The following is a 26,220-nucleotide window of genomic DNA, read 5'->3' on the forward strand; positions in this document are numbered from 1 at the left end:
GAGCACGGAGACCCTGATGTCCTCTTTTAACGACATGATCAACAACATTACCCCGGACATCTACGAGAGCCTGAAGCTGGCCGTGGAAATCGGCAAATGGTCCGACGGTGGCAAACTCACCGCCGAACAGCGCGAGCTGTCGTTGCAGGCGATGATCGCCTGGGAAATCCAGAACCTGCCTGAAGACCAGCGCACCGGTTACATGGGCCCGCAGGAATGTGCCTCGAAGTCGATTGAAGTGCCGAACATCCTGTTCAAGTCGGATGCCATCCATTGATCGAGATTGGCCGCGGTGCAATCAGCAAAATGTCGGCGCGCCTGGACGGGCCGAACGTGCAATACGCGTTTCGTCTGGATGACGTCGAGGTGCCGGTCAACCCGTTGATCGGCACCACGGTGCGTCTGGAATACCTGGGGGCGATCCACTGCACCCATTGCGGGCGCAAGACCAAAACCAGTTTCAGTCAGGGCTATTGCTACCCGTGCATGACCAAACTGGCGCAGTGCGATCTGTGCATCATGAGCCCGGAGCGTTGTCACTATGACGCCGGCACCTGTCGCGATCCAGCGTGGGGCGAGCAGTTCTGCATGACCGACCACGTGGTTTACCTGTCCAATTCGTCGGGCATCAAGGTTGGCATCACTCGTGCTACGCAACTGCCGACGCGCTGGATCGATCAGGGTGCATGTCAGGCATTGCCGATCATGCGCGTCTCGACACGGCAGCAATCGGGCTTCGTTGAAGACCTGTTCCGCAGTCAGGTGGCGGACAAGACCAACTGGCGCGCGTTGCTCAAGGGTGATGCGGCGGCGGTCGATCTGGCGCAGGTACGTGACCAGTTATTCGAAAGCTGCGCCGAAGGCCTGCAAGGTTTGCAGGAGCGATTCGGCCTGCAGGCGATTCAGACCATTGCCGATGTCGAACCGCTGGAAATCCGCTACCCGGTCGAGCAATACCCGGCCAAAATCGTCAGCTTCAACCTGGACAAGAACCCGATTGCCGAAGGCACGCTGCTGGGGATCAAGGGCCAGTACCTGATCTTCGACACCGGCGTGATCAACATTCGCAAGTACACGGCCTATCAGCTCGCCGTGCATCAATAAGGACGCCAGCATGCGCACCGAACAACCGAAGATGATTTACCTGAAGGACTATCAGGCGCCCGAGTACCTGATCGACGAAACACACCTGACCTTCGAGTTGTTCGAGGATCACAGCCTGGTGCACGCGCAGTTGGTGATGCGCCGCAACCCGGCGCGTGGCCCGGGCCTGCCGCCGCTGGTACTCGATGGCCAGCAGCTGGAATTGTTGTCTGTGAGTCTGGCCGATCAGGCGCTGTCTGACGCCGACTACCAGCTGACCGAAAACCATCTGACTCTGCAACCGACCAGCGAAACCTTCACGCTCGACACCAGCGTCAAGATCCACCCGGAAACCAACACCGCACTGGAAGGCCTGTACAAGTCCGGCACGATGTTCTGCACCCAGTGCGAGGCCGAAGGTTTCCGCAAGATCACTTATTACCTCGACCGCCCGGACGTGATGAGCAAGTTCACCACCACCGTGGTCGCCGAACAGCACAGCTACCCGGTGCTGCTCTCCAACGGCAACCCGATTGCCTCGGGCCCGGGCGAAGACGGCCGGCATTGGGCTACGTGGGAAGACCCGTTCATGAAACCGGCGTACCTGTTTGCGCTGGTGGCCGGTGATTTGTGGTGCGTTGAAGACACCTTCACCACCATGACCCAGCGCAACGTCGCGCTGCGCATTTACGTCGAGCCGGAAAACATCGACAAGTGCCAGCACGCGATGAACAGCCTGAAGAAGTCGATGCGCTGGGACGAAGAGGTTTACGGTCGCGAGTACGACCTGGACATCTTCATGATCGTCGCCGTCAACGACTTCAACATGGGTGCGATGGAGAACAAAGGCCTCAACATCTTCAACTCCAGCGCCGTACTGGCCCGCGCCGAAACCGCGACCGATGCTGCGCACCAGCGCGTTGAAGCGATCGTCGCTCACGAATACTTCCACAACTGGTCGGGCAACCGCGTGACCTGCCGCGACTGGTTCCAGCTGTCGCTGAAAGAAGGCTTCACGGTGTTCCGTGATTCCGGCTTCTCCGCCGACATGAACTCGGCCACGGTCAAGCGCATTCAGGATGTGGCTTACCTGCGCACCCACCAGTTCGCCGAAGATGCCGGCCCGATGGCCCACGCTGTGCGCCCGGACAGCTTTATCGAGATTTCCAACTTCTACACCCTGACCGTGTACGAGAAGGGTTCGGAAGTGGTCGGCATGATCCACACCTTGCTCGGCGCCGAAGGCTTCCGTAAGGGCAGCGATCTGTACTTCGAGCGCCATGACGGTCAAGCGGTGACCTGCGACGACTTCATCAAGGCGATGGAAGATGCCAACGGTGTCGATCTGACCCAGTTCAAGCGCTGGTACAGCCAGGCTGGCACGCCGCGTCTGGCGGTGAGCGAGTCGTACGACGCCGCCGCGAAAACCTACAGCCTGACCTTCCGCCAGAGCTGCCCGGAAACCCCGGACAAAGTTGAAAAACTGCCGTTCGTGATTCCGGTCGAACTCGGCCTGCTCGACAGCCAGGGCAACGAGATTGCCCTGCGTCTGGCTGGCGAATCATCGGCGCAAGGCACTACTCGCGTGATCTCGGTGACTGAAGCCGAGCAGACTTTCACCTTCGTTGATATCGCTGCGCAGCCGCTGCCATCGCTGCTGCGCGGCTTCTCGGCGCCGGTGAAACTGAGCTTCCCGTACAACCGCGATCAACTGATGTTCCTGATGCAGCACGACAGCGACGGCTTCAACCGCTGGGATGCCGGTCAGCAACTGTCGGTGCAGGTCCTGCAAGAGTTGATCGGCCAGCAGCAGAAGGGCGAGAGTCTGAAGCTTGATCCGCGTCTGGTCTCGGCGTTGCGTACGGTGCTGTCGGATGAATCGCTGGATCAGGCCATGGTCGCCGAGATGCTGTCGTTGCCGGGTGAGGCGTATCTCACTGAAATCAGCGAAGTAGCGGACGTCGACGCGATCCATATCGCCCGTGAGTTCGCTCGCCAGCAATTGGCCGAAGGGTTGTTCGAGGCGCTGTGGCTGCGTTATCAGGCCAACCGTGACCTGTCGAAGAAAACCCCGTACGTGGCCGAAGCCGAGCATTTCGCTCGTCGCGCGCTGCAGAATATTGCGCTGTCGTACCTGATGCTCAGCGGCAAGCCGGAAGTATTGGCAGCGGCGCTGGAGCAGTTCGAGAGCGCCGACAACATGACCGAGCGCCTGACCGCGCTGGCCGTGTTGGTCAACTCGCCGTTCGAAGAGCAGAAGGCATTGGCGCTGGCCAGTTTCGCCGAGCACTTCAAGGACAACCCGCTGGTCATGGATCAGTGGTTCAGCGTGCAGGCCGGCAGCACCTTGCCGGGCGGTCTGGAGCGCGTGAAAGCGTTGATGCAGCATCCGGCGTTCAACATCAAGAACCCGAACAAGGTGCGTGCGCTAGTCGGTGCGTTTGCCGGGCAGAACCTGATCAACTTCCATGCGGCCGATGGCTCGGGTTATCGCTTCCTCGCGGATCTGGTGATCGAGCTGAACGGCTTCAACCCGCAGATTGCTTCTCGGCAATTGGCGCCGCTGACTCGGTGGCGCAAATACGACAGCGCTCGTCAGGCGTTGATGAAGGCCGAGCTGGAGCGGATTCGGGCGTCGGGGCAGTTGTCGAGTGATGTGTATGAGGTGGTGAGCAAGAGCCTGGCTTGATGGTGTAGCGGAGTCGGTGTTTCAGCTGTGGACCGGCCCTCACCCTAACCCTCTCCCAGTGGGAGAGGGGACTGACCGAGGTGTCTTTGCGCTATACGCCGACCTGAAAGTCCGGAGTCGAACTCAGATTCTGAAACAGATCAAAAGCCCCTCACCCTAGCCCTCTCCCAAAGGGAGAGGGGACTGATCGAGGTGAATGTTCGAGTTACACCGACCTGAAAGTCCGGAGGCGAACTCAGGTTTTGAACAGCACGAAGATCGGCTCCCTTTCCCCCTCGCCCCCCTGGGGGAGAGGGCTGGGGTGAGGGGGTGGGATTCACGCATCACCACAAAACCCAAGCCGTACATATAAAAAAACGCCGCACTAATAATGCGGCGTTTTTATTGACTGAAAGTTACTTCAGGTCGAAACGGTCGAGGTTGGTCACCTTCGTCCACGCCGCCACAAAGTCCTTCACAAACTGCTCCTTCGCATCCGAACTGGCATACACCTCAGCCAGCGCCCTCAACTGTGCATTGGAACCAAACACCAGATCCACCCGCGTCGCCGTCCACTTCACGCTGCCGGTTTTACGGTCGCGCCCCTCGAACTCATCCGCATCCCTTGAAGTCGGCTTCCACTCCACGCCCATGTCCAGCAGGTTGGTGAAGAAGTCGTTGGTCAGCGCTTCAGTTTGCGAGGTGAATACGCCATGCCGGGTTTGCCCGACGTTGGTATTCAACACCCGCAAACCACCCAGCAGCACAGTCATTTCCGGTGCGGTGAGGGTCAGCAGTTGTGCCTTGTCGATCAGCAGCGCCTCGGCCGAAACGGTGTACTTGCCTTTGCTGTAGTTGCGGAAGCCATCGGCAATCGGTTCAAGGAAGCCAAAGGAGTCGACGTCGGTTTGCTCTTGGCTGGCATCCGTACGTCCCGGAGTGAATGGCACCGTGACCGAATGGCCGGCATTTTTCGCTGCTTGTTCGACCCCGGCATTCCCGGCCAACACGATCAGGTCCGCGAGCGAGACTTTCTTGCCAGCGGCGCCGCTATTGAACTCGTTTTGAATCCCTTCAAGCGCGCTCAGCACCTTGTCCAATTGCTCAGGCTGGTTGGCCTGCCAGAATTTTTGCGGTGCCAGGCGCAGACGTCCACCGTTGGCGCCACCGCGTTTATCCGAACCACGGAACGTGGAGACGGCCGCCCATGTGGTCGAGACCAGTTGCGACACCGACAAACCCGACGCGAGGATTTTGCCTTTCAGCGCAGCTGCGTCGCTGTCGTCGATCAACGGGTGAGTGACCTCAGGAATAGGATCCTGCCACAGCAGTTCTTCGTTCGGCAGTTCCGGGCCGAGGTAGCGAGACAGCGGACCCATGTCGCGGTGGATCAACTTGTACCAGGCACGGGCAAAGGCGTCGGCCAATTGATCTGGATTGGCGAGGAAGCGCCGCGAGATCTGCTCGTAGGCCGGATCGAAACGCAGCGCCAGGTCAGAGGTGAGCATGGTTGGCGAGAGTTTCTTGTTTGGATCATGGGCATGCGGAACGGTGCCAGCGCCGGCGCCGTTCTTCGGAATCCACTGGTGCGCACCAGCCGGGCTTTTGGTCAATTCCCACTCGAAGCCGAACAGGTTTTCCAGGTAGTTGTTACTCCACTTTGTCGGTGTGGTGGTCCAGGTGACTTCCAGGCCACTGGTGATGGTGTCGCCGCCCTTGCCGGTGCCGAACGCGCTGCGCCAGCCGAGGCCCTGTTCTTCGAGGCCGGCCGCTTCCGGCTCAGGCCCGACGTTATCGGCAGGGCCGGCGCCGTGAGTTTTACCGAAGGCGTGACCGCCGGCGATCAACGCGACGGTTTCTTCATCGTTCATGGCCATGCGGCCAAAGGTTTCGCGGATATCGTGGGCCGACGCGACCGGGTCCGGATTGCCCTCAGGGCCTTCGGGGTTTACGTAAATCAGGCCCATTTGCACCGCAGCGAGCGGGTTTTCCAGATTACGTTCGCCCTGATCGGTGCGGCTCTCTTCTTTGCCGTGCAGATCCGGCTCGGCGACCAGCGTGCCGTCACCGGGCTCCTGCATGGCTGACTTGTCTTTGCCGTAACGGCTGTCGCCGCCCAGCCATTCGTGCTCGGAACCCCAATAGACATCTTCGTCCGGCTCCCACACATCGGGGCGGCCACCGGAGAAACCAAAGGTTTTGAAGCCCATGGATTCCAGCGCGACGTTCCCGGTGAGAACGATCAGGTCGGCCCAGGAAATATTGCGGCCATATTTCTGCTTGATCGGCCATAACAGCCGCCGGGCCTTGTCGAGGCTGACGTTGTCCGGCCAGCTGTTCAGCGGCGCAAAACGTTGTTGCCCGGAGCCGGCGCCACCTCGACCATCGGCGGTGCGATAGGTACCGGCGCTGTGCCAGGCCATGCGGATGAAGAGGGGGCCGTAATGGCCGAAGTCGGCCGGCCACCAATCCTGGGAGTCGGTCATCAGTGCGTTGAGGTCTTGTTTCAGGGCTTGAAAGTCGAGGCTCTTGAAGGCTTTGGCGTAGTCGAAGTCCTTGCCCAACGGATCGGACTTGGGCGAGTGCTGACTCAGGATTTTCAGGTTGAGTTGATTCGGCCACCAGTCACGGTTCGTCGTACCACCACCGGCGGCGTGGTTGAACGGGCATTTCGATTCGTTTGCCATGTTCGGGTCCTTATCAGGTCTGCTACGGCCGGCTCGTGCCGACTTCGGACTAGTAAGGCTAGACCCGACTTGAGGAGTCAGCTAATAGGCCGACTATTGGAGGCTGATAGGCAAAGTCTTTCAGCTTCTTTCGGAGCACTTCACGGATGAGCCGATAGCGGCTGCCTGCTTGAAACATGCGTTGTTGAGCCTCTGCAAAAAACAAAATGTGAAAATCGGGATGACAGGAGGAAATGTTATTGTATAACATAAAATTCGTTTCATTCTGTTTCTACCAGCGTTAAAGCAAAACGCTGGCAGCGATCCTCACATTTCAGCGCATGGAAATTTTGCAATGCCTGCCCGTTCCCACCCCCTGCAACGACGCCTCAATCCGTTGGCCGCCGCGCTGCTTTTTGCGTCGCCGGTATTCGCCGCCGACACCCTCGAACTGCAACCGCAAGTCATCACCGGCAATCCGCTCGGCAGCCAGACACTTGCCTCGCCCTCGACGGTACTTAGCGGCGACGACCTCACGTTCCAACAGAAGGGCAGCCTCGGCGAAACCCTGAACAAGCAACCCGGGGTTTCCTCGTCGTACTTCGGCCCGGGTGCGAGCCGACCGATTATTCGTGGCCAGGACGGTGATCGCATCCGTATTCTGCGCAACGGAGTCGGCGCGCTGGATGCCTCGTCGCTGTCTTACGACCACGCCGTGCCGCTGGACCCGGTCAACGTCAAGCGCGTTGAAATCGTCCGTGGCCCGGCGGCTCTGCTGTACGGCGGCAGTGCCATTGGCGGGGTGGTCAACACCTTGGATAACCGCATCCCGACTGAGGCCATCGATGGCATTCATGGCGCTGGTGAGTTGCGCTATGGCGGTGCCGACACCACGCGCAGCAGCGCCGGCAAACTGGAGGCCGGTAACGGACAATTCGCCTTGCATCTGGACGCTAGCGCCCGCGAGTTCAATGACCTGAAAATCCCCGGTTACGCGAAAACCGCTCGCGAACGCGCAAACGACGACGGCGACTCGAAAAAACATCGCCTGGCCAACAGCGATGGTCGCCAGGATGGCGGCGCGGTCGGCGGGTCGTACACCTGGGATGACGGTTATGCCGGTCTGTCCTACAGCAACTACGATTCCAATTACGGTTCGCCCGCTGAACAAGACGTACGTATTCGCATGCAACAGGAGCACTACGCCTTTGCCTCGGAGATACGCAATCTCGACGGGCCATTCACCTCGATCAAACTGGATGCCGGTTACACCGATTACGAGCACCGCGAAATCGAAGGCGGCGAGGTTGGCACGACGTTCAAGAACAAAGGTTACGAAGCACGGGTCGAGGCGCGGCATCAGCCGTTGGGGCCGTTCAATGGCGTGATTGGTGCACAGGTCAGCCGCAACGAGTTTTCGGCATTGGGTGAAGAGGCGTTTGTGCCGCAGACCGATACCAATGCCGCTGCGCTGTTCATTCTTGAGGAGTTGCAAGCCACCGATCGACTGCTGTTCACCCTCGGCGGACGCCTTGAGCACACCACGGTCGACCCGGACGCGAAGGGTAACGAACGCTTCGCCAGCGCCGACCGCTCCAGCAGTTTCACCGCTGGCAGTCTTTCCTCTGGCGCGGTGTTCACGCTGACGCCGATCTGGTCGGTGGCTGCGACGCTGGGCTACACCGAGCGCGCACCGACGTTCTATGAGCTTTACGCCAACGGTGCCCATGTGGCGACCGGCACCTATGAAGTCGGTGATGCCGGGCTGTCGAAAGAAAAAGCCGTGTCCAGTGATCTGGCGTTGCGTTTCGATAACGGCACGCACAAGGGCAGTGTCGGTGTGTTCTACAGCCACTTCTCCAATTACATCGGTTTACTCGGCACGGGCCGCACATTGAATGATGAAGGCGAGGAGGACGCCGATGGCATCCCTGAATACACCTACTCCGGCGTGCGGGCGCGCTTCAGCGGTATTGAGGCGCAGGACCGCTGGAACCTTGGCGAAAATGCCTACGGCAAGTTTGCCCTGGAGTTGTCCGGTGACTACACCCGCGCGAAGAACCTGGACACCGGCGAAGATTTACCGCGAATCGCGCCGCTGCGGCTCAACAGTGGTCTGTTGTGGGAGCTGGATCGTTGGCAGGCGCGCATCGATGTAGAGCACGCCAGCTCACAACATCGGGTGCCGGATAACGAAAGCGGCACCGACGGCTACACCACGCTGGGCGCCAATGTCGGGTATCACTTTGATGTCGGCCAGAGTAAATGGCTGGCCTTCGTCAATGCCGAGAACCTGACCAATCAAACCGTGCGTTACGCCAGTTCGATCCTGCGCGACATTGCGCCGGCAGAAGGGCGCAGCATTCAGGTCGGGTTGCGCACGACGTTCTGATAATCACTGATTCCCACTGTAGGAGCGGCCGCAGGCTGCGATCTTTTGATCTTTATTTTAAAAGCAAAAGATCGTCCGATCGCGGCCCGAGCCTGCGGCAGCTCCTACACGGGCGTGATCAGGTGGATTGGGCGGTGTCGTCATCCGGCACGTCGTCGAGAATATCCTCTTGCCCCGGCAATTCAGTAATCACACTGAAATCCGTCACTTCAACCGCACCCAACCCATACCCCAGCAAATGGAAAGAAAACGCTTTGCGCTCTTGCGGGTTGTCGAAGCTGAAGTTCATTTCCAGCGGCTGCTCGGCGGTTGCCACCATCTCCTGCGGCAAGCCGATCTGCACGTCCTGTTCAAACTCCTTGGCCTTGAGCTGAATATACGCCGCCTGCTGCGGATCGACCGAGCGCACGGTCAGACGCACGCGTGTGTGCGAGCCTTTGGGCATTTCCAGGTATTGCGCGCCAATCAGATTGTCGGCCCAGTCATCGTTGATCTGCGCTTGCAGCGGGATGACGTTGGTGCTGCCGAATTGATAGCGATGATTGAGCGGCGTGCGCAACAGCGACAGGTCGAGGGCGTTGGCACGGGCGGCGATCTGTCGGGCCGGGTGGCCGCTGTAGTTGCCTTTATAGATGGCGCTGTCGGCGATGAACCCGGCGCTTTCGTAGTAGCGGCAGCGACGCGGCATATCGCACTCGGAAAAGATCCCCTGACCGTTGTGATAGCGCAGCTTGCCGTTGGTGAACGACATGATTTCGCGGCCGCTGTCGTAGTCGCGAAACAGCGAGCGACCGCTCAGCGCGGAAGGCACCGGCAAGTCAAAGTAATCGAGAATCGAGGTGCTCAGATCGACGTGGCCATACACGCCTTTGTTCAGCCGCGGCAGTTGTGCCTGCTCCGGTGCCAGGGTCAGGTTGAAGCCCCACGAAGAAGCCAGGCGGACACCGTCGATGCCGTGGGATTCGTCCGAGGTGATCACCACCAGCGTATCTTTCAGGACGTCTTGGCGTTCGAGGCCGCTGAGGAACTGCTCCAGCGCATCGTCGAGATAACCGACGGCCGCCTGTTTTGGCGTTTCGTAGCGTTCCAGATATTCCTCGGGTGCGGAGTAGGGCTGATGCGTGCCCACGGTCAGCAACGTCAGCATCCACGGTTTTTTCTGTTTTTTCAGTTGGCCGACATAGTCCAGCGCACCTTCGAAAAACGCCTTGTCATCCTTGCCCCACGGGAATTCCAGGTAGTTGCTGTTGGTAAACCATTCCAGACCATGAGTCGCGTCGAAACCGATGTGCGGCATGATCTTGTCTTTGGCCATGAAACGCAGCCCGGCACCTTGCAAGTAGTGAGTGCTGAAGCCGTGATCTCGCAGTTGCGCCGGCAGGCAGGCCTGATTGCGCTCGTTGAGGGTGAGCATTTCCACGCCTTTGGGCGTGCCGTTGTTGAGCTTGTCGTAATCGCCGCAGAGCATCGCGTACAGACCGCGAATGGTCTGGTGTGTGTGCAGCACGTAATCCGGGGTGTTCATGCCGCGCTCGGCCCAGCGGCTGAGGTTGGGCATCAGGTCTTCCTGATAATGGCTGCCGATCGCCTCGCGGTTGGCGCGGATGTAAGCACCGGGAATGCCTTCCAGCGCGATGATCAGTACGTTGCGCGCTTGCCCCGGCGCGGCCAGCAATTTCTGCCCGTTGAGGTCGACGTCGGTGAGTCCGGCCATGGCCGGCGCGGGTTCTTCGACGTCACCGTCCAGCCACTCCTCGGCCTGGATCTGCAGATCAGCGGCCTCGCTGGCCAGCAACTGGTGTGGCAGGTTGTACTGGCGCCACGGATCGGCTTCGCTCGGCCACAGGTTTTGCGCACCCCAGTGCGCGGCGAACAATAGCAGTGGCGCGCTCCAGGCTGCGCGGGGCAGGGGCGGGCGCGGCATGCCACGGCCGGCAAATTGGGTCAACAGCCAGAACACCAGAGCCAGCAGCAAAGTGATGCCCAGTGCAGGATGGGCCAGGCCGCCACCGGTGGAATTTTCCACGAACTGCGGATCGATCAGGTAATGAATGTCGGAAGGTGTCGGCAGACGCCCGACGGCGCTGACCAGTTCAGCGGTCGCCACCGCCAGCAAGCCCCAGAACAGCAGCACCGGCAAGGCCAGCCACCACGCCCGGCGATGCAGCAACACCACCAACAGGCTGCCAATGGCCAGATCCGAAAAATAGCCCAACGGCGCCGACCAGCCCAGCGCCGCACGCAGGCACACCGGCACCACCAGCACCAGAACAATCAGCGAAAAGAGGCGGGCATGCGGCTGCCGCAACCGGTTAAAAAGAGCACTCACAAAAAAGACCTTCCAGCCATTAAATCGTCATAAAAGTGTGCGCGATGATACCAAGGGTGGGCTGTCTGATCGCCCTTTTAAACGCTCAGCTGATGCGCTGGCGTGCGGGCTAATCAAGGTGATGGTGCGTCCGCAGGCCTGACCGGCCCTCGTGTTGCACGACCATTGGCGATATTGCTGCCGACGGATTTATTGTTTCAGGCTGTTTAAGGTGCCTAACCATCACCGGCATCCAATGTAGGAGCTGTGCAACGCTGCGATCGTTTTAAACCTCACAATCAAAAGCGCGCAGCCCGATTTCGCTCAACAACCCGTGCTATCGATATGCGATAAAGATATTTAATTTCTATTTTTTATAGCGATAAAGTCAGGCCTTTCAGCAAACCACCCCCATGCTGCGAGGTTGTCATGGCCACACCGTTCAAACGTCCCGCACTGACTCTGTTGGCCGCTTCTCTGGTCGCGAGTGCGTTGTTCAGCACCGGCGCTCAGGCCGAAGGCAAGATCAGCATCGCCCAGCAATTCGGCATCGGTTACCTGATTCTCGATGTGGTGCGCGATCAGAACCTCATCGAAAAACACGGTAAGGAACAGGGCCTCGACATCAAGGTCGACTGGAACAGCATCTCCGGCGCCACCGCGATGAACGAAGCGTTGCTCACCGGATCGCTCGACGTGGTTTCCGCCGGCGTGCCGCCAATGCTCACCGTGTGGGATCGCACCAAGGGTAAACAGAATGTCAAAGCCATCGCCGCACTGGGCTCGATGCCCAACTATCTGCTGACCAACAATCCGAACATCAAAACGCTCAAGGACTTCACCGACAAGGACCGGATTGCCGTGCCGGCCGCCGGCGTCGGCTTCCAGTCGCGCACTTTGCAGATCGAAACCGCCAAGGAGTTCGGTGACGCGCAGTACAAGAAATTCGACGACATTTCAGTCAGCCTGCCGCACCCCGATGCGACGGCCGCGCTGATCGCCGGCGGCTCGGAAATCAACTCGCACTTCTCCAGCCCGCCGTTCCAGTACCAGGCCCTGCAGAATCCCAACGTGCACAAAGTGCTGAGCTCTTATGATGTGCTCGGTGGGCAGGCGACGTTCAACGTGCTCTACACCACAGAAAAATTCCACGACGAAAACCCGAAAACCTACAAGGCGTTCTATGACGCGTTGGCCGAGGCCGAGAAGATCATCAAGGCTGATAAGCCGGCGGCGGCTCAGGCGTACATTCGTGTCGAGCAGTCGAAACTGCCGCTGGCTCTGGTCGAGCAAATCGTCAAGGATCCGGAAATCGATTTCACTGTGGTGCCGCAGCGTACGTTCATCTACGCCGAGAAATTGCAGGAGCTGGGCGTGCTGAAGAACAAGGCCGACAGTTGGAAGGATTACTTCTTTGAAGAGGCGCATGGTGGGGCCGGTAGCTGAAGAACCCGGCCCGGTGCAGGGGATTTCCGGAACTCAACCGGCAGGCTCGATCAGTCGCGTAATGGGGTGATCGTGCCCCTCGACGTGCCATTTCACCCACAACCGATTGCGTCCGTCGGAACTTTTATCTGGCTCGATGGACAGCCAGTTACGACTGGCAATCAGGCAATTTCCATCGTATCCAATGGCTTGCATTTCGGCAGTAAGGTCGGTGTCGATCTTTTCCCGGGTACCGGTGATCGTTTCCAGGCTTCTGATCGTCAGCACAGGCAGAGGAGGATGGACGATGCCGGTTGAAATCAACTGATGGATGACTTCTGCACCATTGTCGATATGTCGGGGGTTGGCCGAACGAATGACGCTGGCGGCGGCTACATGCACATCCCCGGAGACAATGGTGACTTTGCATTTCGCCAACTTGGCAAAATCGAGCAATCCATTGATCAGTTGCTTACGCTCGTTTTTGTGCGGCTGATGGCGCCAGTGGTCCCGGAAATCATCCTCCGGCCCGATCTCCCCTGGAATCCATCCGATCAGGGCCTCAAGCAGCGCAAGGTTAACGAACGATACCGGAACGCTGGAGATGAACAGCAGGTGTGAAGGTTTGCTGACCGTCAGGCTTTTGATCCAGGTAAACATCTGCGAGATGCTTTTTTGCGACATGATTTGCGTGGGCTGTTTGAGCTGGCCGTTTCTGCCTTTGATGTCGGGCGCGCGTTCAGACCTGAGGTCGGGAACGACAATGGCGAGGCCACCGAGGCCTTCAAAAGCGAAGGTATGCCCTTGACGAGTAATTGCTCCCGGGCGGCTCTCGGTTTCGTCAACCTGTAATTGGTAGAGTCGAAAATAATAACTGGCAATGCGGAACAGCCCCTGGTGTACGGGACTTTCATGCAGGGCTTGAGGATAGGAACCCCAACCGTCAATGATGTCGTGATCGTCCCACATCATCAGGGTCGGAACGCAGCTGAGCATGTTCAGTATCTGTGGTCGGGCCCAGTATCGCGGATAAACACTGGCGAAAAACTCGTCTGCCTGAATCTCCATTTCTTCAGTCCACAGAGTGTCATCGCGATTCCAGGAGAACTGTTTGTACCATTCATTCAAGGGGCCTTGAGTCTGCAACAGTTCATCGCTGTAAATCTGATCGCCTCCCATGACCAACAGATGGTACTCGGCTTGTTTGTGGGTCTGCGCGAGATGACTCCAGCGTTCGGCATAACGATCTGCCAACGAATTGAGGTATTTGACATCCGACACACCGTTGCAGGAGGTGTAAGCGATGCGGGGCGCCTGATCCAGAGGCGGGACGTGAAATGAGCCCGACACATCTCCCAAGTCATAGTCGATCTTCAACTGCGTTTTACTTTGCTGGATCTGCATGTCCAGTCGCCAGACGGCCATGCGCGGTTTGATCAAAGGAATCCGGGCAATCCGTTTGATCGTCGGATTGTGTGCCTGCGCGACCTGCGTAGTGGGTGCCGGCGCGTTGAGGTCTTGCACCAGCAGGGCAGATACACAGTATTTCTGATTCTGAATACCGCGAAAGCTCAAAACCGGGCCAAAGGGACTCATGTTGTCGTCCTCGCTGACAATAGAAAAACGGATGCCACGCAATGCCGTGGTGTCTCCGAGCGTAGTCCGTTTTTGCAAGTAGCGAGGACGCGAGGGGAGCGTTTCAGTTCATGCCATCATCAAAAATGCTTTCGATTGATAACCCGAATGCCCGGGCAATCTGAAAGGCCAGTGGCAGACTCGGGTCGTAGCGTTCGTTTTCTATAGCGTTAATCGTCTGACGCGACACGCTCAGGCGTTCAGCCAGATCGACCTGCGACCATTTGCGCTCGGCGCGCAATTCCTTGAGGCGGTTTTTCATTGGTAACGGCGTCGCGCAATGTGCAGGCCGACAATCCACATCAGACCCATCACCGGCCACACGCACGTCCACGGAATGTGCGGAGCGCCGACGTTTTCCAGAAAACCGTAGCTGAACGTCAGCAGTGCCGAGGCGGCAAAGGCAAAACCCAAGGCTTCGAACTGGATGCGCAGATGCATTTCATCCATGCGCCGCATATTGCGCACGATGGCCCAGCACATCAGTCCCGCCGGAACGATCGGCGTCAGTGCGACGGCCGAGCGCAGCACGATGGGGGCATCCATCAGGTATTGCGAGGCAATCAATGAGGCTGTCAGGACCAGCATGTAGATGATTAATGCTGCGCCCAATTCGAGGTAGTACCGGTTCATTCTTCACTTCCTATGTAAAAGACCCTTTACATGGTCGCCGAAGATTTATCCGATGTAAAGCACGCTTTCCATCATGGCTGGTAGCCTCGAACAGACTCATGCCCGAGGATTTCGCCTAGGTCAGTAGCTTAAAAGCACACTTTCTGGACAGCGTAATAGCCACTCAGTAGCATTCGAGCCCAACGGATTATCCCTTCGCACGTCGTCCGACGTGGAACGCTCAAGGAATCGATATGCGCGACACCCCGATTGACCAAAAACGAACGATCGTGACCCAGGTCAACGGCGAGATTCGCTATGAAACCCGGATCAGTTTCAGCTCCACGTCGCTCGTCGATAGCGAAATTCGGGTGCATCGTGCTGAAGGCAATCAGCTAGATGTTCCGGTGGCCGGGGCGGACTTCGCTTTGCGCTTTGATCTGGATGGGGTGCATAGAGTACCGGTGACGCAGCAGGCAGCGGTTGAACCGGTTGAACCGGTGCCTGCCGATAACAGCTTGAAGTTATTCACCTCGAAAACCGTGTGGATCACCCTCGGGTTGTGGTTCTTCGTCAGTTCGGTGTTCGGTTGGCTGGGGATTGTGGTGGCAGGCGGATATCTCGGTTACCAGTGGCGTGAGGTGGAAAAGCGCAAGAAACAGTTGGCCAAGGCGCCCGTAGATAAAGCCGTGCCCCGTTCCGGCTCGGGGATGTCACGGGAAAGCGTACGCAAGGCATTGGCCCGCAGGCATTAATGTGGCGCACAGCAAAAACAAAAAAAGGGGCGGCCTGATCATCGATCAGGCCGCCCCTTTTTTATTGCTGCTCAGTCAGATCAATGCATTTTGCTGTGATCGTGACCTTCCATGTTGGTCAGCGCGCGAACCGGCACTTTAACCTCGAGGGTTTCTTTATCACCCTTGGCGTTTTCCACGATCAGGGTCAGCGGCACAGTTTCGCCTTCCTTCAACTGAGCGGTCAGGCCCATCAGCATCACGTGGTAGCCGTTCGGATCAAGCTTGACGGCTTTGCCGGCCGGCAGCTCGACAAACTTCACCGGGCCCATGCTCATGACGTCGTTCTTCATGGTCATTTCGTGGATCTGCACGTCTTTGGCCGCTGGCGTCGCGACGCTGAGCAACTTGCTGTCGCTGTCGGCGGTGAGGGTCATGAACGCGCCGCTGGCGGACTGGGTCGGCACGGTGGCACGGACCCAGGCATCGTCGACTTTGGTCGCTGCGGTCGCCTGGAATGCCAGACCCAGCAGAGAAAAACCGATGACAGCGCGTTTGAGGTGGTTCAGAACAGGTTGCATCAGCAAACCTCCATAACAGTAAGCAAATCTTCCGTACATTGTTCTGCCGAAAGCGACGTGGACAGACCCAGGCGCAAGCCGCCGTTGGAGTCGTAAACGTAACTGGTGGCAGTGTGCGAGATGGTATAGGTGTCGCCGGCCGGGACTTTCTCGTAGAACACGTCGAATTCCTTGGCCGTGGCCGCGGTTTCCTCAAGCGTGCCGTACAGCGCAACGAACGTCGGGTCGAAGGCTTTCATGTAGGCGTCGAGGATTTCCGGGGTGTCGCGCTCGGGATCGAGGGTGATGAAAATCACCTGCAAGCGATCGCCATCGGCGCCCATCAGCTTTTTGATTTTCGCCGCGCGGGCGAGGGTGGTCGGGCAGACTGCCGGGCACTGGGTGAAGCCGAAGAAGACCATCGGCATCATGCCGCGAAAGCTCGACAGCGTCATGGTTTCGCCATCGGTGTTCTTCAGTTTGAAGGTGCGCCCCATGATCTTGTTACTCAGATCCTTGCCGTACTTGTACGACAGTTGGCCACGGGTGTCGCAGCCGGCGAGCAGGCCTAGCCCGAGCACGCCCATTCCCGCAAGCACCTTGCGGCGAGTCAACAAAGCCGTCATCTAATACCGCCTTTTGCAGCCCGTCAGTCAGCAGGACTGGCGGGGGGTTAACCGTAAAAGCGGCGCATGATACCAAACTGAGGGCAGAGGCCGGCCACGGATCGCCGCACGGCGCAGGATCGAGCGACAAAAGGTGTAAGAAAAAGTGACCACAGCTTACTGCACGCGTGATTCAGCGGCGCTCCAGCTGCCGCCCAGCGCGGTGTACAGATTGACCTCGGCGACCAATTGCGCGAGGCGATCGGTGATCAGGCCTTGCTGCGAACTGAACAGCGAACGCTGCGCATCGAGGAACGTCAGGCTGCTGTCGACGCCATTCTGATAGCGGTTCTGCGCCAGGTTGTAATACGTCTGCGTGGCTGCGACGAGATCTCGCTGCGCCTGCAATTGTTGCTGATAGGTGCTGCGCGCGGCGAGGCCGTCGGCGACTTCCTGAAACGCGGTTTGAATCGATTTTTCGTATTCGGCCACCGCCACATCTTTCTGTAATTTCGAATAATCAAGACTGGCGCGCAGGCTGCCGGCGTTGAAAATCGGCAGGTTGATCTGCGGCTGAAAGGTCCAGGCCCCGGAACCGGCGCCGAACAGTCCGGACAGATCGCGACTCGACGTGCCGGCATTCGCCGTCAGGCTGACACTGGGGAAAAACGCCGCCCGCGCCGCACCGATATTGGCGTTGGCCGCTTTCAGTTTGTACTCCGCCTGAAGGATGTCCGGCCGACGCTGCAGCAGATCCGAGGGCAACCCGGCGGGCAGTTGTTGCACCAGATCGCTGGCCAACGGACGGGCGGGCAGGGTCACTGGCACCGGCGCGCCAACCAGCAAGGTCAGGCTGTTCAAGTCCTGGGCGACCTGGCGCTGGTAGCGCGCCAGATTGGCCCGAGAGCTGTCGACGCTGGTCTTCGCTTGCGCCTGTTCCAGCGCCGACGATTTGCCGGCCTCGCGATTACGGGTGGTCAGGTGCAGGCTCTGTTCATCGGCGGCGAGGGTGTCGCGGGTCAGCTCCAGCAACTCCTGATCGGCGCGCCAGGTCAGGTAGGCGTTGGCGACGTTGGCCACCAGGCTCAGCTCGGCACTGCGCCGCGCTTCTTCAGTCGAGAGCCAGGTCTGCAAGGCCTCCTCGCTGAGGCTGCGCACGCGACCGAAGAAGTCCAGCTCATAAGCGCTGATGCCGAGGTTGACCGAGTACGTCGAATTGATCAGCGCTTTGCCCTGGGTCACGCTCGGCGGCATCCGCTGGCGTAACTCGTTGGCGTTGGCCGACACCGCCGGGAGCAGGTCGGCGCGCTGAATGCGGTATTGCGCCTGGAACGCTTCGACGTTGAGTGCCGCCACGCGCAGGTCGCGGTTGTTGACCAGCGCGCTTTCGATCAACTGTTGCAGCGCCGGATCAGTGAACAGCGTGCGCCAGTCCTCGCTGCTCGTGGCTGGCTGCGTGGCTGCGGGATACTGCGCGGCAGTGGGTGAAGCGGGGCGCTGGTACTCGGGAATCAATGAACAACCGCCCATCAGCATCGCCATGGACAGCAGGGAAAGTCGCAACGTCAACATCGAACTGCCTCATGCATTAAAAGAGCGTTGTGCTCAGGCCCCGGCCATCCATTTCGCCAGACCATGGCGACCACTGACCCCGAGTTTGGCCGTGGCGCGTTTCAGATATGTCTCGATCGAGCTGTTTTTGACTCGCAGTTGTTCGGCCATTTGCGGCACGGTGCCGCCGGTCAACAGGCCCAGACAGACTTCTTTTTCGCGCACTGACAGGGCGATGTCGCTGATCGCCAGGCGTTCATCGAACACCTGCGCCAACGGTGCCTGATCCAGTTCGGCCAGGGGCTGGCGCGGTTGTCTGGCGAGGATTTGCCGGCTGATCTGCGCGTGGCGTTCGATCAGTGGCAGCAAGGTGTCGGACAGGCGCTTGAGAAACGACAGTTCCGGCAGGGAAAACACCCGTTGGGTATGCGGTCGGTAAAACGAGATCACGCAACGGCGATTGGACGTGCGCGAAACCAGATTGCATTGATGTGCGCTGTGTTGCGGATGGCGAGGCTGGAGCGAGGCTTTCAGTTGAATCAGCAGCGAGTCGTTCATCTCGATCATCTTCTGCAGCAGCGGATGATCGTCGGGGCTCTCCAGCGGATCGGGCGCGGCACAGGTCTGCGCCAAACCGGCGCTGCCCAACGGTTTGATGTCGACCACGCTGGCCTGACGCTCATCCAGCGTCCACTCACTGAGATCTACCCGGTTGACCGGCACCAGCGTGTCGACCAACTGGAACATGTTCGTGGCGAAGTGATCATCGCCGGTGCTGGCTATCAACTCACCCAGTTGCCAGTAGAAGTGCGGGTTTTCCATATTACGAATGCTGCCGGTCAGATTCATATCCTTCATCCTTGGTTCAGAGCCATCACTGAATCGTCTGCCGTCTCTGTAAAAGCCGCCCACGCAGTCATTTCTCCTTGAACATGATCTGGAGCGGGATTTAAGCCTATGGATTTGTCCTACGTCTGTAGGGGAAAACAGGGACACAAAGTGCCACTATTTCTGAATATTGGCGCCGGGGTTCTGACGCTGTTGAACACCGGCTGTAACGGCGAGAGTGACTGTTCAGTCACGCTCAAGCCCCGGAAACCGGGCGATGATGAATTCTGATCGGCAGCGCTCGGGTAAATGGCGGCGCTGGTATGTGGTTTTTTTCCTACAAACTTTTCAGTCTTTCCTCTCCGAATTTTTAGACAGTGCCTGCGATAACCACGCCCATAGCGCGTACCAGGGTGGTGGTTGTCCGGGTTTCAGGTGTCATGTCGGTGGCGGGGCCGATGCTTGAATACCGGCAAAATTTCATGAGAAGGACCTTATGCAGCCTACTTCTGCCAACGTGGCGGGCGATCTGTCCGTGCCTGTCGAGACATTCGCGCTGACTGCCGCTCAGCGGGATATCTGGCTGGACCAACTGAGCCGCGGAGATTCGCCGCTGTACAACATTGGCGGTTACGTCGAACTGAGCGGGCCGCTGGATCCGGCATTGCTGCAATCGGCACTCGAATGCCTGGTTGCGGCGAACGACGCCTTGCGCATTGTGCTGCTGGCGGACGTCGGTCACGACGGGCTGCCGTTGCAAGGGTTTGCACAGACGTTGCCGGTGCCCATGCCGCTGTTTGATTTCAGCGGGCACCCCGATCCCCAGTCGGCAGCTCGGGCGCTGGTCGAAGAGCAAATGGCCCAGGCTTATGTGATGAGCGGGCAAGCGCTGTTCCGCTTCTGTCTCATTCGCCTCGATCAGCACCGCCACTGGCTTGCGGCGCAGGCCCACCATTTGATTATCGATGGTTGGGGTTTTGGTCTGCTGTTCAAATCGGTGGGCGACATTTACAGCGCGTTGTCCCGTGGCGAGCGTCCAGATGTGGCGGCACAGTCCTATGTCGCCTTTATCGAAGATGACGCGCGCTACCACAAGTCATCACGCTATGAACTCGATCAGCGCTACTGGCTGGACAAATACCGCAGCCTTCCCGAACCCTTGTTGATTCCCCGTCATCGCGAACCCCTTGACCCTGAAGCGGCGCCGAGTTGCATCCACGTCGAGGCTTTTCCGGCCCTGCTGCACGAGCGCATGAAAGACACCGCGCGACACCTCGGCGGTTCGGCCTTTCACGTATTGTTGGCGGCGCTGCACGTGTATTTCAGTCGTACCGCCCAGCGTGATGAGTGGGTTGTCGGCTTGCCGATTCTCAATCGCTCCGGTGCCCGTTTCAAAAGCACCTTGGGCTTGTTCACCCAGGTCAGTGCGATGCGCATGGACTTTGGCCGTGAGCTGTCATTCGCTGACTTGATCAAGGCGATCGGCGATGGCCTCAAACAGGACTTCCGCCACCAACGCTACCCGCTGAGCGAGATGAACCGCGCGCTGGGTCTGTTACGCGAAGATCGCTCGCAACTGTTCGAGCTGTCGGTGTCCTACGAGCAGGACGACCATGACTACCGTTACGCTGAGGCACCGGGGCACGTGGTCAAAGTCTCCAACCAGCACGAGGCGACACCGCTGGCCATTCACCTGCGCAGCAACCGTTACAACGACAAGGCCTGGTTGCATCTGGTGTATTCGCCGGCCTATTTCACGGCTGACGAGATCGCGGCGTTGACCGAGCGCTTGGTGCTGATACTGGAGCAAGGGCTGGAATGTCCGGAACTGGCGATCGCCGATTTCAACCTTAATAGCCCGGCAGAACTGGCCCGGCTCAATCAGTGGAACGACACTCGCGTCAGTTATCCGCAAGGGCAACTGATTCATCAGCGATTCGAATCGCGAGTGGCCGAACAACCGGACGCCGTGGTCGCGACGTATCAGGGACGAACCCTTGGTTATGCCGAGCTGAACCGGCAAGCCAATGCGTTGGCCCATCATCTGCTGGGCCTCGGTGTGCGGCCGGATGACCGGGTTGCAATCGTTGCCCGCCGCGGCCTGGAAACGCTGGTCGGGCTGCTGGCGGTTCTCAAGGCTGGCGCCGCTTATGTGCCGATTGATCCGGCGCATCCGCCCGAGCGCCTGAGTTACTTGCTCGGCGACAGCGCTCCGGTGGCGATACTGACGCAAAGTGATCTGCGTGATCGCTTGCCCGCCACAGCGCTGCCAGTGATCGAGCTTGATCGCCGAGAATGGTCGCTCGACAACGTGACCGATCCCGACGTGCCGGGGTTGAACACCAGCCACCTCGCCTATGTGATTTACACCTCCGGCTCGACCGGGTTGCCCAAAGGCGTGATGGTTGAACACCGCACCTTGGGCAATCTGCTCGACTGGCACTGCGCGGCATTCGCTCTCGGCCCTGGCCAGCACACGTCGAGCCTGGCCGGCTTCGGTTTTGACGCGATGGCGTGGGAGGTCTGGCCGGCGTTGTGTGCCGGAGCGACGTTGCATTTGTCACCCGCGAGCGAAGGCAACGAAGACATCGATGCGCTGCTGACGTGGTGGCGGGCGCAGCCGCTGGACGTCAGCTTCTTGCCAACGCCGATTGCCGAATACGCCTTCAGCCAACAACTCGATCACCCGACCTTGCGTACCTTGCTGATCGGCGGTGATCGTCTGCGCCAGTTCAATCGTGCGCAGAGTTTTGCGGTGATCAACAACTATGGCCCGACCGAAGCCACGGTGGTCGCCACCTCAGGTTTGATCCTTCCGGGGCAGGCGTTGCACATCGGCAAACCGGTGAGCAATGCCACCGCTTACCTGCTCGATGATCAGCAGCGGCCGGTGCCGATCGGCATCATCGGCGAGTTGTATGTCGGCGGCGCCGGGGTTGCCCGGGGCTATCTGAATCGCCCGGAATTGACCGCAGAACGCTTCCTCGACGACCCGTTCAGTGCGCAGCCGGATGCGCGCATGTATCGCACCGGCGATCTCGCACGGTGGCGCACCGACGGCAATCTTGAGTACATCGGTCGTAATGATGACCAGGTGAAAGTTCGCGGCGTGCGTGTTGAACCGGGCGAAATCGAAGCCGCGCTCGCCAGCCATGATGCGGTGCGGGAAGCCGTGGTGCTGGTGCGCGACGGTCAACTGCTGGCATGGTTCACCGAGCGCGAAGCGCTGGACATCCTGCAACTGCACGCGCACCTGACAGCGCGTTTGCCGGCCGCCCTGTTGCCCGCCGCTTACGTCCGTCTGGCGAGTTTGCCGCTGACGGCCAACGGCAAGCTTGATCGCCAGGCGTTGCCGGCGCCGGGGCCGGATGCGTTGATCCGTCGTCAATACGAGGCGCCACAAGGTGACGTCGAAATCGCTTTGGCGCAGATCTGGGCCGAGGTCTTGCAAGTCGAACGGGTCGGGCGTCACGACCACTTTTTCGAACTGGGCGGCCATTCGTTGTTGGCCGTCGGACTGATCGAACGCATGCGTCAGATTGGCATGAGCAGCGATGTTCGCGTGCTGTTCAGCCAACCGACCCTGGCGGCGCTGGCAGCGGCGGAGGGCAGTGGCCGCGAAGTCGAAGTGCCGGCCAACCGCATTGCCGCCGATTGTACGCACATCACGCCGGACCTGTTGCCACTGGTGCAACTGGATCAGGCGATGATCGAGCGTATCGTTGCGACGGTGCCGGGTGGTGCCGCCAATGTGCAGGATATCTACCCCTTGGCGCCGTTGCAGGAAGGCATTCTCTATCACCACATCACTGCCGCGCAGGGTGATCCATACCTGCTGCAATCGCTGCTGGCGTTCGACAGTTTCGAGCGGGTCGAGGCCTTCGCCGCTGCGCTGCGTCAGGTCATGGCGCGGCATGACATCTTGCGCACGGCGGTGGTCTGGGAGGGGCTGACGTCACCGGTTCAGGTCGTTTGGCGCGAGGCCATTTTGCCGGTGCAGGAAGTCGAACTTGACCCTGCTGGCGGCGCAATCATCGATCAGTTGCACGAGCGCTTCGATGCGCGGCGTTATCGCCTCGACATCAGTCAGGCGCCGCTGCTGCGCCTGATGTATTCCCGAGACCCGGCGCATAACCGGGTGGTCGGCATCTTGTTGTTCCATCATTTGGCGATGGACCACATTGCGCTGGAGGCGATGCGCGAAGAAATTCACGCCAGCCTGTCCGGGCACGGCGAACCGCTGGCGGCACCGGTGCCGTACCGCAACTATGTGGCGCAGACGCGATTCGGCGTCAGCGAGCAGGAGCATGAAGCGTTCTTCCGGCAGATGCTCGGCGACATCGACGAGCCGACCTTGCCGTTCGCTTTGCAGAACGTACAGGGCGACGGCAGCAACATCGAAGAAGCCGAGCAAGCCGTGGCGCCCGGTCTCTATCAGCGCCTGCAGCAGCAGGCACGCCTGGCCGGCGTGAGTGTCGCCAGCCTGATTCACCTCGCCTGGGCGCAGGTGCTGGCGGCGACATCCGGCCAGCAAAGCGTGGTGTTCGGCACAGTGTTGATGGGGCGCATGCAGGGCGGCGCGGGTGCCGACCGGGCGTTGGGGGTGTTCATCAACACCTTGCCGCTGCGCGTCGATGTCGGCGAAGGCGCGCGCGCAGCGGTGAAATCCACTCATGCGCGCCTGACCGCTTTGCTCGCCCATGAACACGCGTCCCTGGCGCTGGCCCAGCGGTGCAGTGGCGTTGCTGCGCCAGCGCCGCTGTTCAGCGCCTTGCTCAACTATCGGCACAGCGATGATGTCGAGCAAAAAACCTCCCGGCAAACCTGGCAGGGCATCGAAACCCTGGCCAACGAGGAGCGCACCAATTACCCGTTTACCCTGAGTGTCGATGACTTCGGCACAGGCTTGCGTCTGACCACCAGAACCTTGTCGAACATCGGCGCGCAGCGGATTGGCGCTTACGTGCAAGCGGCCCTGAATGGCTTGGTCGCGGCGCTGGAGACCGAGCCTCAGCGGCCGCTGAATAGCCTGCTGCTGTTACCGCAGGAAGAACTGCAACGGCTGCTGATCGAGTTCAACGATACGATGGTCGACTGCCCGCTGGACCAGCCGCTTCACACACTGTTCGAACAACAGGTGCAGCGCAAACCGAATGCCGTCGCCGTGCAATTCGCCGAACAGCGCCTGACTTATCGCGAGCTGAACGAGCAGGCCAACCGCTTGGCTCATCATCTGCGCGGGCTGGGCGTGCAGCCGGATTCGCGGGTAGCGATTTGTGTCGAGCGCGGGCCTGAACTGGTGATCGGTCTGCTGGGCATACTCAAGGCTGGCGGTGCTTATGTGCCGCTCGATCCGGATTACCCGCTGCAACGGCTGAATTACATGTTGCAGGACAGCGCACCGGTCGCGCTGCTGGTGCACGCCGCGACGCGCGACCTGCTTGGCGAACCCGGCGTGCCGCTGATCGATCTCGACCTCGGCGCCTGGCAGAACCAGTCGCACGACAATCTGCAGGTGCCGGATCTCGGCGCGGCGAATCTGGCCTACATGATCTACACCTCCGGCTCTACCGGCACGCCGAAGGGTGTGATGATCGAGCACCGCAGCGCCTGCAACATGGTGCACTGGGGCTCGGAGTTGGCGCCACCCGGCGAACACGGGGCGTTGCTGCAAAAGGCCCCGTACAGTTTCGACAGTTCGGTATGGGAAATCTTCTGGCCGCTCTGCTCGGGCATGCGCCTGGTGCTGGCGCGGGCCGATGGCAACCGCGATTCGGCTTATGTCACGCGAGTGATTCGCGAGCAGAACATTACCGTGGTCAAGTTCGTGCCGGCGTTGTTGCAGCAGTTCATCGAACAGGACGACGTCAGCCAGTGCACCAGCCTCACCGACGTGCTTAACGGTGGCGGCGAGTTGACCGTCGCCCTGGCCCGGCAAGTCCGCGAGCGCCTGCCGTGGGTGCGCCTGCACAACGTCTATGGGCCGACCGAAACCACGGTCGACAGCAGCGGCTGGACGCTGCAACCCGGCGATCCGGTGCCGCCGACACTGGTGCCGATCGGCAAGGCGCTGAGCAACACGCGGTTGTATGTCCTTGATGCATGCGATCAGCCAGTGCCGCTTGGCGTGAGCGGGCATTTGCACATTGGCGGGGTGGGCGTGGCGCGGGGCTATTTGGGACTGCCGCAATTGCAGGCCGAACGCTTTATCGACAGCCCGTTCGTGGCCGCTGATCGCTTGTATCGCACCGGTGATCTGGTGCGTTACGGCGCCGATGGCAACCTCGAATTCCTCGGTCGCAACGACTTTCAGGTCAAGCTGCGCGGGGTGCGCCTTGAGCTGGGCGAGATTGAAGCGCGCCTGCTGGAACACCCGGCCATTCGCGAGGCCGTGGTGCTGGTGCGCGATGAGCGACTGGTGGCGTATTACAGCGTGCGTACCGGGCTGACTGCACCGACGCTTGAGGCCTTGCGAGCGCATGTACTGGCGCAGTTACCGGAATTCATGGTGCCCGGTGCCTACGTGATGCTGGCCGCATTGCCGTTGACGCCTAACGACAAAATCGACCGCAAGGCCTTGCCGGAACCGGGGGCGGAGGCGCTGCTCAGCCGTCCTTACGAGGCACCTGAGGGTGACGTGGAAACGGCCTTGGCGCAGATCTGGGCGCAGGTGCTCAAGGTCGAGCAGGTGGGCCGGCACGACAACTTCTTCGAGCTGGGCGGGCATTCGCTGTTGGCGGTCAGTCTGGTGGCGCGTATGCGTCTGGCCGGGCTGCATGTCGACGCGCGGACGCTGTTCAGCCAGCCGACGTTGGCCGCGCTGGCGGCACAGACCTCGCGGCAGGCCAAGCAGGTCGAAATCGCCCAGACCACCATCCCGAGCCTCAACCGCAAACGCCGCCTCTGACGGCGACCACAATCCCTGTAGGAGCTGCCGAAGGCTGCGATCTGTTGATCTTGTTTTTAAAAGCAAAATCAAAAGATCGCAGCCTTCGGCAGCTCCTACAGAGACGAACAGCGAGCAGGGCGGCTTGTCCCCGCTTCCCATGTCAGACACCCACGCCCCGATGTTTTAGTTTTTCCAGGCTGCGCGCCGCGTGCACGGACTCGCTGCTGCGCGCTCCTTTTTTCCGTATTTACAGCAGGTTACCTC

The 26,220-nt window shown here is 59.8% G+C and carries 16 protein-coding genes; 7 read left to right on the top strand and 9 right to left on the bottom strand.

The features are described 5' to 3' along the window. The first annotated feature begins 16 nt into the window (after positions 1–16). From CKW38_RS03685 to pepN, 3 genes are read left to right on the top strand one after another with little or no spacing between them, the layout of a single operon-like run. The gene (locus tag CKW38_RS03685) at positions 17–277 is read left to right on the top strand and encodes a YeaC family protein (RefSeq protein ID WP_007919229.1); all 261 of its coding nucleotides are present in this window, start codon (positions 17–19) and stop codon (positions 275–277) included. Further along, positions 274–1,104 (top strand): DUF2797 domain-containing protein, encoded by an 831-nt coding sequence (locus CKW38_RS03690; RefSeq protein ID WP_007919231.1) that lies wholly within the window; start codon positions 274–276, stop codon positions 1,102–1,104. The genes CKW38_RS03685 and CKW38_RS03690 overlap by 4 nt, the downstream gene beginning before the upstream one ends. A 10-nt stretch (positions 1,105–1,114) precedes the next feature. Further along, positions 1,115–3,772, top strand: a complete 2,658-nt coding sequence (gene pepN / locus CKW38_RS03695; RefSeq protein ID WP_095111853.1) for an aminopeptidase N — start codon at positions 1,115–1,117, stop codon at positions 3,770–3,772. Between the two features lie 395 nt (positions 3,773–4,167). On the opposite strand, the gene katG is transcribed toward pepN, so the two are convergent. Further along, positions 4,168–6,438 (bottom strand): catalase/peroxidase HPI, encoded by a 2,271-nt coding sequence (katG, locus tag CKW38_RS03700; protein WP_095111854.1) that lies wholly within the window; start codon positions 6,436–6,438, stop codon positions 4,168–4,170. A gap of 334 nt (positions 6,439–6,772) precedes the next feature. Here katG and CKW38_RS03705 point away from each other — a divergent pair, with 334 nt between their 5' ends. After that, on the top strand, positions 6,773–8,809 hold the full coding sequence (locus CKW38_RS03705) for a TonB-dependent receptor (RefSeq protein WP_095111855.1): 2,037 nt from the start codon (positions 6,773–6,775) through the stop codon (positions 8,807–8,809). Between the two features lie 118 nt (positions 8,810–8,927). Here the strand turns inward: CKW38_RS03705 and CKW38_RS03710 are convergent, their stop codons facing one another. After that, a complete protein-coding gene (locus CKW38_RS03710; RefSeq protein ID WP_095111856.1) occupies positions 8,928–11,138 on the bottom strand; it encodes an LTA synthase family protein in 2,211 nt (736 codons plus the stop codon). Between the two features lie 408 nt (positions 11,139–11,546). On the opposite strand from CKW38_RS03710, the gene CKW38_RS03715 reads away from it, so the two are divergent. Beyond that, positions 11,547–12,563, top strand: coding sequence for an ABC transporter substrate-binding protein (locus tag CKW38_RS03715; RefSeq protein WP_007915967.1), 1,017 nt, complete (start codon positions 11,547–11,549; stop codon positions 12,561–12,563). Positions 12,564–12,596: 33 nt separating this feature from the next. Here the strand turns inward: CKW38_RS03715 and CKW38_RS03720 are convergent, their stop codons facing one another. The 3 genes from CKW38_RS03720 to CKW38_RS03730 all read right to left on the bottom strand — a co-directional run bounded on the left by CKW38_RS03720 (position 12,597) and on the right by CKW38_RS03730 (position 14,810). Next, positions 12,597–14,180: an alkaline phosphatase D family protein gene (locus CKW38_RS03720; RefSeq protein ID WP_141232651.1), complete on the bottom strand. Its 1,584-nt coding sequence runs from the start codon at positions 14,178–14,180 to the stop codon at positions 12,597–12,599. 61 nt (positions 14,181–14,241) lie between these two features. Continuing rightward, positions 14,242–14,439, bottom strand: a complete 198-nt coding sequence (locus CKW38_RS03725) for a helix-turn-helix transcriptional regulator (protein WP_095111858.1) — start codon at positions 14,437–14,439, stop codon at positions 14,242–14,244. Beyond that, positions 14,436–14,810 carry a hypothetical protein gene (locus CKW38_RS03730; protein WP_095111859.1) on the bottom strand — a complete coding sequence of 125 codons (375 nt, stop codon included), beginning with the start codon at positions 14,808–14,810 and terminating at the stop codon, positions 14,436–14,438. Before CKW38_RS03730 ends, CKW38_RS03725 begins: the two co-directional genes overlap by 4 nt. 233 nt (positions 14,811–15,043) lie before the next feature. Here CKW38_RS03730 and CKW38_RS03735 point away from each other — a divergent pair, with 233 nt between their 5' ends. Then, the gene (locus CKW38_RS03735) at positions 15,044–15,544 is read left to right on the top strand and encodes a hypothetical protein (protein ID WP_095111860.1); all 501 of its coding nucleotides are present in this window, start codon (positions 15,044–15,046) and stop codon (positions 15,542–15,544) included. A gap of 80 nt (positions 15,545–15,624) precedes the next feature. On the opposite strand, the gene CKW38_RS03740 is transcribed toward CKW38_RS03735, so the two are convergent. The 4 genes from CKW38_RS03740 to CKW38_RS03755 form a co-directional block, all read right to left on the bottom strand. Further along, positions 15,625–16,104 (bottom strand): copper chaperone PCu(A)C, encoded by a 480-nt coding sequence (locus tag CKW38_RS03740; RefSeq protein ID WP_095111861.1) that lies wholly within the window; start codon positions 16,102–16,104, stop codon positions 15,625–15,627. Next, positions 16,104–16,709 carry an SCO family protein gene (locus CKW38_RS03745; protein ID WP_007915980.1) on the bottom strand — a complete coding sequence of 202 codons (606 nt, stop codon included), beginning with the start codon at positions 16,707–16,709 and terminating at the stop codon, positions 16,104–16,106. The genes CKW38_RS03740 and CKW38_RS03745 overlap by 1 nt, the downstream gene beginning before the upstream one ends. A 156-nt stretch (positions 16,710–16,865) precedes the next feature. Further along, positions 16,866–18,260 (bottom strand): efflux transporter outer membrane subunit, encoded by a 1,395-nt coding sequence (locus CKW38_RS03750; RefSeq protein ID WP_095111862.1) that lies wholly within the window; start codon positions 18,258–18,260, stop codon positions 16,866–16,868. Positions 18,261–18,293: 33 nt separating this feature from the next. Then, positions 18,294–19,088: a helix-turn-helix transcriptional regulator gene (locus tag CKW38_RS03755; protein WP_095111863.1), complete on the bottom strand. Its 795-nt coding sequence runs from the start codon at positions 19,086–19,088 to the stop codon at positions 18,294–18,296. A 475-nt stretch (positions 19,089–19,563) separates the two neighbouring features. Here CKW38_RS03755 and CKW38_RS03760 point away from each other — a divergent pair, with 475 nt between their 5' ends. After that, the gene (locus CKW38_RS03760) at positions 19,564–25,974 is read left to right on the top strand and encodes a non-ribosomal peptide synthetase (RefSeq protein ID WP_095111864.1); all 6,411 of its coding nucleotides are present in this window, start codon (positions 19,564–19,566) and stop codon (positions 25,972–25,974) included. Positions 25,975–26,220: the final 246 nt, after the last annotated feature.

The organism is Pseudomonas sp. Irchel 3H7, assembly GCF_900187605.1.
Taxonomy (GTDB): Bacteria; Pseudomonadota; Gammaproteobacteria; order Pseudomonadales; family Pseudomonadaceae; genus Aquipseudomonas.